This window comes from uncultured Oceanicoccus sp. (assembly GCF_963968385.1).
Taxonomy (GTDB): Bacteria; Pseudomonadota; Gammaproteobacteria; order Pseudomonadales; family Dasaniaceae; genus Oceanicoccus.
Genome location: NZ_CAXAHB010000061.1, coordinates 1 through 9,720, shown reverse-complemented (window position 1 = coordinate 9,720; position 9,720 = coordinate 1). Strand labels below are relative to the sequence as shown.

9 protein-coding genes are annotated in these 9,720 nt (G+C 45.4%); all 9 read right to left on the bottom strand.

Features of this window, described 5'->3' with window-relative positions; all coding sequences use genetic code 11:
* Positions 1–468 (bottom strand): flagellar hook-associated protein FlgL (gene flgL, locus AACP44_RS07165; RefSeq protein ID WP_339339794.1); only part of this gene is annotated, 468 nt, incomplete at its 3' end.
* 38 nt (positions 469–506) lie between these two features.
* Positions 507–2,549, bottom strand: coding sequence for a flagellar hook-associated protein FlgK (gene flgK / locus AACP44_RS07160; protein WP_339339793.1), 2,043 nt, complete (start codon positions 2,547–2,549; stop codon positions 507–509).
* 11 nt (positions 2,550–2,560) lie between these two features.
* Complete coding sequence (flgJ, locus tag AACP44_RS07155) at positions 2,561–3,550, bottom strand: flagellar assembly peptidoglycan hydrolase FlgJ (RefSeq protein WP_339339792.1); 990 nt, start codon at positions 3,548–3,550, stop codon at positions 2,561–2,563.
* Between the two features lie 12 nt (positions 3,551–3,562).
* Positions 3,563–4,699, bottom strand: a complete 1,137-nt coding sequence (locus AACP44_RS07150) for a flagellar basal body P-ring protein FlgI (RefSeq protein ID WP_339339791.1) — start codon at positions 4,697–4,699, stop codon at positions 3,563–3,565.
* Between the two features lie 18 nt (positions 4,700–4,717).
* The gene (gene flgH, locus AACP44_RS07145; protein WP_339339790.1) at positions 4,718–5,404 is read right to left on the bottom strand and encodes a flagellar basal body L-ring protein FlgH; all 687 of its coding nucleotides are present in this window, start codon (positions 5,402–5,404) and stop codon (positions 4,718–4,720) included.
* Positions 5,405–5,443: 39 nt separating this feature from the next.
* Entirely contained in the window at positions 5,444–6,229 is a 786-nt protein-coding gene (gene flgG / locus AACP44_RS07140) for a flagellar basal-body rod protein FlgG (RefSeq protein ID WP_339339789.1), read from the bottom strand.
* 65 nt (positions 6,230–6,294) lie between these two features.
* Positions 6,295–7,038 (bottom strand): flagellar basal body rod protein FlgF, encoded by a 744-nt coding sequence (locus tag AACP44_RS07135; protein ID WP_339339788.1) that lies wholly within the window; start codon positions 7,036–7,038, stop codon positions 6,295–6,297.
* A gap of 233 nt (positions 7,039–7,271) precedes the next feature.
* A complete protein-coding gene (locus AACP44_RS07130; RefSeq protein ID WP_339339787.1) occupies positions 7,272–8,945 on the bottom strand; it encodes a flagellar hook protein FlgE in 1,674 nt (557 codons plus the stop codon).
* Between the two features lie 94 nt (positions 8,946–9,039).
* Positions 9,040–9,720, bottom strand: a 681-nt coding sequence (locus tag AACP44_RS07125) for a flagellar hook assembly protein FlgD (RefSeq protein WP_339339786.1), incomplete at its 5' end; no start/stop codon positions are given.

Here is a 9,720-nt window from a genome sequence, read left to right as displayed (position 1 = left end):
ATATTCACCGGCTTCAGTTTTAACAAACGGTTGTACCTCGCCTTGATAACCGGCAAAAATATATTCGCCATTGACATCACGGGTATTGGCAAGATCAAATAATTGCTCCAGATGGGCATCGACTTCCGTCGCAATACCCTGTCGATCTACCTCAGATAATGCCAAGCCACCGGCCTGCACTGTTAGCTCTCTGATACTAAATAGCAAATTGGATACTTGCTGTAATTGATTTTCCTCTAACACTAGACGATTCTCGACAGCGTCAGCATTATCAATATACTGGTCTACCCGAGACAATTCCTGATTGATCTGTGCAATACGCGCAGAGGCCACCGGATCATCCGCCGGATTAAGAATACGTTGTCCTGATGATATTTGTTGCTGGGTTTGAAAAGTTTGCTGCTGGGCACGCAAAATACCTTGCACACTGTCATTAAACCCTTGTAGAAACGAAAAACGAATAGCCATCGTTTTAACCTATTTTAAGCTATAGCAATTAGAAATAATTAACGCAAACTATCTAATAAAGTATCGAAAATCTGCCGCGCAATACTGACAACTTGTGCCGAAGCATTATAAGACTGCTCGAACTTAATAAGATTAGCAGCCTCTTCGTCTAGATTCACCCCAGACAGAGAATCTCTGTTAGCCTGTGATTGAAATAATAATGATTGCGCCGCATCGCGATTGATTTGAGATTGCGCAGTTTTTGTCCCCAGCTCTTGAATCAAATTACCGTAGGCCTTTTCAAAATTACTTGAGCCACCATCAAAAATACCTGTAGTCCTAAGCTGAGCTAAAGCGACGGCATTGCGATTATCTGACGATCCATTGGCATTAAAATTAATAGTGAACTCATCGCCTGCATCAGGAGTGCCGGTAATTTCCGCTTGAAAGCCAATATAGTTAGCATCCGCAGGATCATTATCAAAAAGCTGATTGGCCTGCCCCGCAATAATCGTACTGCTAAATAATAACTCCGGTGCTGTCGCATCGGAGTTGGCATATACAGAGTAATCCGTTGCTGAAGTAAAACGAACCAGCACCTCACCGTTTAATTCACCCGCCGAAGTATAGACTGATGGTGAAAAATCAAGATCTGAATCATCCACTAAATCCAGCATCTGGCCAGAACTGATAGTACCCTGGCCAGTATTGGCAGTTTTTGCATCGGTGACAATGGGCACAGCGTAAGCAAGCTCCTGCCCTCGTGTTATTGCAGTCGATATATCCGCACCACCACTGCGGGTAGGACGAATATAAAAACGATCGCCTTCTGCTACATTAGCTGCTGTTAATCCATCTATAGCGATTTCGAAACCGTCACCAACATTAATTACCTCTGCACCGCCGGTACCGCTACCACTATAAACTTCCATACCATCACTACTTCGAACCACTTGATAGTCAGCATTGGCATCACCATCCAGATTAGTTACGACAAGCATATAATCATCAATAGTTAACTGGCTTATATCAGTAATATTAACTGCTAGTGACTGGTTATCAGGGTCTGAATTGGCAGCATCGGCGATCACTCGCTGACTGGGCATATCACCTTCATTAATACCTCTGAAAATATTGCCGCCAAGATTACCATCAAGATCAACCCCGAGAGCATTTTGCCGATTCACTGATTCTGCCAGACCAATTGCCAATCGCCCCAATGAATTAATAACATCGACTATGACTTCATCGCGGATTTCTAATAGGCCACCTAGCTTGCCGCCAGAAATAAAATCGGTAATCACTCGCTCAGCGCCGTTTTGGTCAACAAAGGTAATATCAAGGTTACCACTTTCTCGAGAGCCGGCTTCAGTACTTAAGCGCGCAGCATCACCGCGGATCACCAACGGCAAACCATTACCTACAAATACATTTAAAGAATGATTATTTTCAACGGTTGTTACTGCCACCAACTCAGATAACTGTCTTAAAAGCTCGTCCCGCTGATCGAGCAACTGATTAGGCTCTGCACCGGAACCTCGAGCAATTTCATTCTCAATCGATGCATTGAGTACAGCAATGCCGGAAGCCAACGCCGAAACCTCAGCGGTTAATACATTAATTTGCTCGTTAATGCTGTCAGACTGCTGTAGAACCCTCGCACTCAAGGTATTAATTTGTTGTGCAAGACCATTGGCTTCACTAATTACTGCTTGCCTGGCGGGCAATGAAGCTGGATTTTGCGCACTGGCTTCAATAGTGGTAAAAAAATTACCCATCGCGGAGCCAAGCCCACTCAAGTCATTCGCCAATAAGCTATCCAACTGCTCAATATTGGAACTAAAAATATCTAGATTATTATAGCTGGCGGTATCCAGTTGAATTTGATTAAGCAGAAACCCATCAACCACCCGAGAAATATCATTAACCATGGCGCCAGAACCAACAAATCCTGACCCTTGTAATCGCTCCGGCATGGTGGCCACATCAACGCGTTGACGGCTGTAACCGGGCTGGTCGGCATTGGCGATATTATTACCCGTTACCTGCAAAGAGGTTTGGCTAATAGCAAGACCGCTAGCACCTATACCTAATAATGACATAATACTTTACCTTAGTGTTCAGCCATGGCCAAAGGCTGAATGGCTACCGCCTGTTTTACTGCGGCTTTCATTGCCGAACTGTTGAGTATGCTTAAAATCTTTTCACCATACTGTGGATCAGTGGCATAACCAGCTTGTGCCAATGCATGAATATAAGATTCGGAATCATCAGCCTGACGCGCCTCTTCATAACGCGGGCTATTGTTAATAAACGCCACATAATCATCAAAGCTTTGTTGCGGGTTGTCATAACATCTGAACGCAGCATATTCTTTAACGGGCATGCCTTGATGCACTTCCAGCGTTTGCACGGTTACACTATCGCCCTGCCAACGCTTATCCGCTTTGATATTAAACAAGTTAAAACTGCTGTGATCACCGATGCGGGTGATTTTTTTACCCCAACCTGTTTCCAGTCCTGCTTGTGCAATCAAGACTTCGGGTTCAACACCTAGTTTCTCAGCCGCTTGCTTGGCCATGGTGTAAATCTTTTGAATAAATGTTTCACGGCTACCATCAAACTCCATCGCCATTGGCTTAGTCGACAAGTCTTTATTGGCTTTGCTGGCAGTCACTGTTGCCGCTTGCATACCGGCGATAAATTCGCTGTGATTATTAGGTCTATCAAGATATTGCTGAACACTAACGGTTTTAGTTGATGGTTGCTCATTGCCATAGCGCTGATTCAGCTGGCGAATCATAACGTCAGCAATGCCCATACCTCTACCTTGCGATAGTGATAAGGCCACTTGGTCATCAAACATATCCTGATACATATCGCCTTCTTGACTGGAAAGCATATTACCTTCAGCAAAAACACTATTAGCAGCACGCATGCTTTTCATCATCATTCGCACCATCATGGATTCAAATTGCTCGGCAATTTTCTCCAAAGCCTGAGCTTTATCCTTGCGACCCAATTGCGTAATGGCATTCAGGTTGGCCAAATCGGTATAAGAATCAGCGCCGACACTGGCATGGTTGCTAGTTGCATTTATCACAAATAATATCCGTTAGATAACAATCAGGTCAGCTTGCAAGGCACCGGCCTGCTTCAGCGCCTCTAAAATCGCCATTAAATCCGCTGGCGCGGCACCAATTTCATTAACCGCTCTAACCAATTCATCCAGCGTAGTAGTGGCTTCAAAAGCAAACATACGATTCGCTGTTTCAGCGACACTCACTGCCGTTTGCGGCACTATGACTGTGTCGCCACCGGCAAACGCATTGGGCTGACTCACTGCTGCAGTATTGGTAATGGTGACCGTTAAACCGCCATGAGTAACCGCACCTGCTCGCACCCGAACATGTTCACCCACTACGATGGTGCCGGTACGTGAATTGATCACCACTCTTGCTGGCGCTTTGCCTGGATCAACCTCTACGTTTTCCAGTAGCGACATAAATGAAACACGTTGGTTTGGATCTGTTGGTGCGGTGACATGAATTGAAGTTGCATCAGAAGCGTTCGCAATATTTGAACCAAGTAGCTCGTTAATACTTTCAGCAACGCGACGAGCAGTGGTGAAATCCGGGCGATTCAAATTAAAGGTCAAATGTGTACCCTGAGAAAAACTATTAGCAATGCTACGCTCAACTATTGCACCATTGGGAATACGACCAGCACTGGGAATATTAACGGTGATACTTGACCCGCCTTCACCTTCAGCACCCAAACCACCAACAATTAATTCGCCCTGTGCAATGGCATAAACCTGACCATCGGCGCCCTTTAGAGGCGACAACAGTAAACTGCCACCGCGCAAGCTTTTTGAATTACCAATAGATGAAACTGTGACATCAATATTTTGACCGGGCTTGGCAAAGGGAGGCAAAGTGGCATGGACTGTTACCGCTGCCACATTTTTTAGCTGAAAAGATTGGCCCTCAGGTATTTGAATACCTAACTGCTGCAACATTGAACGAAAAGACTGAGTAGTAAAAGGTGTCTGCCTAGTTTGGTCACCGGTACCATCCAGACCGACTACCAGACCATAACCGATTAATGGGTTATCACGCACACCAGCAATATCAGCAATATCTTTTAATCGCTCTGCCTGCACCGATAGCGTCGTTGTCGACAACAATACAATCGCTATCAGGCATTTCACCGCCAGATTTTTATGATTACGTAAATTAGATAACAACATAAGAACACTCAACATCCATTAAAACGGCCAGTATTGGCTATTAAAGAAACGGGAAGCCCAACCTTGCTTATTCGCATCAGCCAAGTCACCAGTACCGCTATAAGTAATTCTTGCATCAGCCAAACGTGTGGAAAGAATGGTGTTATCGGGCTGCACATCTTCAGGACGGATTAAACCGCGAATACGGATAAATTCTTCACCGCGGTTAAAGGTCATCCATTTCTCGCCTCGCACCACCATTAAACCGTTAGGCAGAATTTCTGAAACTGTAACGGCAATACTACCGCTCAGACTATTACTCTGATCGCTGGACGCTTCACCGATTAGCTCACGATTCTGATTGATTGCAGTCTGTAAGTTGTAATCACCCAGCGAAGGCACGACACCGAGCACCGTACCGGCATCCATCGAGATCGCATTTTCTTTACTAATTTCTGTATCAGCGGTTTTACTGGACTGAGTTCTTTCACTCAAAATAACCGCAATAATATCGCCTACGCGCATAGCGCGACGATCTTCAAATAAAGCTACTGAAAAATTCGGGCGATAAATGCCACCGCTGTTTGGCTTGGGGATTTCTGTTGCGGCTGGAATCACCGGCGCATAGGCAGGGTCATCCGGCAAAGGCTGCGGCCCAATGGCGCAGGCCGAAAGCAGTGCCACCAATACACCTAAAATACACTGTCGACTCATTAGCTTTATCATATGATACCTAACATGATGATCTTAATTGATTAGCTAGATCTAAAGATTCTGCGAAATATATTGCAGCATTTGATCGGCTGTCGAAATCACCTTTGAATTCATTTCATAGGTTCGCTGGGTGGTAATCATACTGACTAGCTCTTCTACCACATCCACATTAGAATTTTCTAAGGAACCCTGTTCAATACTACCCAAACCCTGATTACCGGGAGTGCCTGTATTAGGACTACCGCTGGCCGCTGTTTCGGTAAATAGATTGGAACCAATGGCCTGCAATCCGGTAGGGTTTACAAAGTTAGTGACGGTTAAAGTTCCTAATATCTGCGGGTCTGGTTGACCGGCAATAGTGGCCTGAACAATACCATCGGAACTAATGGACACAGTTTGTGCATCATCGGGTACGGTAATACCTGGCTGAAGTTCCAAACCGCCTGCCGTCACCATGGCGCCATCGGCATTGATCTGGAACTGACCATTACGGGTATAGGCTGCACTGCCGTCTGGAAGTAAAATTTCAAAAAAGCCGCGACCAATGATCGCCAAATCCAAAGGCTTATCAGTAATTTGCATACTGCCGGCAGAAAACTCTTTTTGCGTACCGACAACACGAACACCGGTACCGACCTGTAAACCAGAGGGCAACTGCGTATCTTGCGAAGACTGTGCACCGGGCTGACGACGGATTTGATACAGCAAATCTTCAAACACCACATCGTCCCGCTTAAAGCCGACTGTTGCCGCATTGGCCAGATTATTGGATATGGTGGCCAGACGAGTATCCTGCGCACTTAAGCCTGTTTTACTAATCCACAATGACTGATTCATATATAACCTCTTATAAAGCTTTAAACTTCGCTACTAGCAGTTGCAATACAGCTAGCCAATAAACACTATTGGGTGCGCAACACCTGCGATGCTGCGCTAGAATTTTCTTCGATGACTTTCATCATTTTGACGTTAACTTCGAATTGCCTAGCCAGAGCCATAATGCTGGTTAACTCATCGACTGCATTGACGTTGCTGGTTTCCAGAAAACCGGAACGCAATCGAATACTGGCGTCAGGCAATTGTTTTTCACCATCACGATGACGAATCAAACCATCATTGCCTTTCACCAAATCAACACTATCAGGCTTAACCAGTTTGATCCGGTCGATGGTGGCCAATACATCGGTAGTCTGGCCAGCAGGTCGAATGGAAATGGTGCCATCAGCGCCCAGGCTTACTTTGTCCGCCGGCGGGAGTGCGATGGGACCGGCATTACCCAACACCGGCAGGTTATTGCCGGTTAATAACTGGCCGGTAGGATCAAGTTTTAATGAACCGGCGCGGGTAAAAGCCTCACTGCCATCGGGGGCCTGAATGGCAATCCAACCATCACCCTCTACCGCCATATCAAGATCACGACCGGTTTCATTAAGGGCGCCACGATTAAAATCTGTACCGGGATTTTCGGCACGGGAGTAAGCACGGGTGCTAAGACCTTCGCCGTAATAAACACCCAATGATCTGGCCTGAGCAAAATCCGCCTGAAATCCAGTGGTGTTGGCATTAGCGAGATTATTTGCATGTATAGCCTGCGCCGCCATAATATTCTGACCGCTTGCCATGGCTATATATACCGCCTTATCCATATTGTTCTCCGCTTTGATAATGATTGCCGCCTGGCAATATCAGGTGGAACTTGTTTGCCGCTTTTGGCGTGAAAACACTGTATTTAAAGGTTTTCGTTAGCATTTTTATGTTATTAGGTAAATTGCAAAATGAATGCCAAGTTTGCTCTAAAGGTAAAAGCCCGAAACAAAAAAGCCGCGAAGAAAATCGCGGCTTTAGGGTAATACTGAGCAAACTAACTAGCGGGTATTAGCTATCGCATATTAATAATGGTCTGGGCCACGGCATCAGCTGTTTCGATAGTTTTTGCATTGGCCTGAAAGTTACGCTGGGCAACAATTAGGCGGACTAATTCTGCCGATAGATCCACATTGGATTCCTCCAGAGCACCTGACTGTATTGCACCTAAATTGCGGGCTAGCGGAACGCCCACTTGAGCGTTACCAGATTCAAGCGACTGCACCCATGAAGATTCACCCTGCGGAATCAGGCCCTGCTCATTGGCAAAAGATGCCATCGCTACTTGGCCCAATAGCGATTCTTCGCCGTTGGTATAACGGGCAAAGACTTCACCGGCGTTATTAATTTCCAAACCATTTAATTGGCCGGCGGCAGAACCATTCTGGTCAACCTTAGTCACTGCAAAGGCACTGCCAAACTGGGTAGACCGGCTTATATCAATAATAAAATCAGAAACCGTTGCCGTAGAACCATCAGTTGAGGATCGATTGGCACTATCAGGGTTCCAGTTATTAATATTTAACTGCAATGGATCTGTACTTTGCAAAGTACCATCTGTACCAAAAGTTAATTCAAAGTATGATTTTCCATCGCCAAATATAGCGGTGTAGTCAGCCAATATACTAGCGGAACTACCAGCAGCCGTCGCCGTTAATGCATCAACATTATTAAGTTCAACCAAAATAGCTTGCGCCTCGGAAACATTGGCCGCATCACCGGAATTACTGCCTAAGGCAATGGCTACATCGATGGAGTCAATAACGCCTTGATATTCCGTGCCCGAAGCTGGTGTCACCGCTGAAGTACTAGCTGTAACTAAGCTCGCTCTAGCTGTATTCAAAGCTGCCGTCAGTGCTGCTGCATTAGCAACTGAAAACGAATTTACAGCCGTAGTGGCGGCAGTTACTGCTTCCGTCACGTTATTGAGTGCAGCTTGTGCTTGGTTATTTGCATCTGTTGCTGCAGCTACTACCGCACTGATTTCTCCATCCGCCAATACATTTTGTAAAACACCGTTGGCATCCGGAATAAAGTTATACATATTCCAAACATTGTCTAGTGATGACGATTTTACAAAGTAGCTTGAAAGCACATGAGATTGACCCTGGCTATCAAACACGGTTAGAGAAGTTGAGCTATTAAAACTATCGGCATCTTGAGGATTAAAGGTAGTATTAACGGGACTGGCACTTCTTGCATCCAAATTAAATAATAAATCCACTTGCTGGGTCGCATTTGGTGGCAAATCGATAGCCTGAACGCGAAGGTCATCAGGCGTACCGCCGACACCCCCCGATTCTGTTGGCAAAAAGCCCTGCAAACGCGAACCGGTATTGTTAGTAATAAAACCCGATTCATCTAAACCAAAGTAACCTGCACGAGTAAAACTGGTCGCGCCAGAGCTATCCGACAAAATAAAAAATCCGCTACCATCGATGGCCAAATCCAAACTATTGCCGGTTAAGGATAAAACACCTTGATCAAACTGTTGGGCAATCGCATTCACTGATACACCATTACCCGTTTTATCATTAACACTGTTCACTAACGAACTAGCATAAACATCACCAAACTCAGCACGCGAGTGTTTAAAACCCATAGTACTGGCATTGGCAATATTATTACCGGTTACTTCCAAATCCGTATTAGCAGCACGAAGCCCACTGAGCGCGGTATTAAAGGTCATGACTTACCTCTTTGTTAATCATTGAGTTATGACAATATCAAAATTGTTTCGACATATAGAGCGGCTATCAATAGACGAACTATAAATAGACGAACTATAAAATCTCTCTAATTTCTGACATCGATTTAGTACCAACACCCGCAATATTTAAGCTAATAGCACCATTGGCGCCGACGCTAACACTGTCGACGTTATGGCTTAATGCGGTATTTAATCGAACCGGATTACCACCATAATTGGCGGTGACTTCAAAGGTATACTGACCGGCCGGCAATCGATTGCCTTCGCCATCAACCCCATCCCAGGCAAAAGGTATTTCACCGGCAGCGTTTTCACCCATAAGTTCTTCGGCTACTTGCTCACCGCTTGCGTTAAAGATCTGCACCTTAAGATCGTTAGTACTCTGCGTTAAATCTATGGTGCCGGCGATTAAGCCGTCATTACCCAGATAAGCGCTAGTCGAATCCACTTTCACAAAACGTCCAACCATGGCCGAAGCTTGCAATGCCTGATTGGACTGGAAGGAATCAACAAAGCTGCCCATGGTATTGTTCAGCTTATCCAGACCTTCCACCGAACTAAACTCCGCCAGCTGGGCAACAAATTCACTACTATCCTGCGGGTCTAGTGGATTCTGGTTTTGCATCTGCGTCACCATCAACTCCAGAAAAACATCCTGTCCCAGCTCCTGTTTTTCTTTGCCAACGGTTGTAGAACCATACTTTTCACGTACTGAAATTTCGCTAAGTAGGCCGGTGCTAATTGAGTCTGTCAT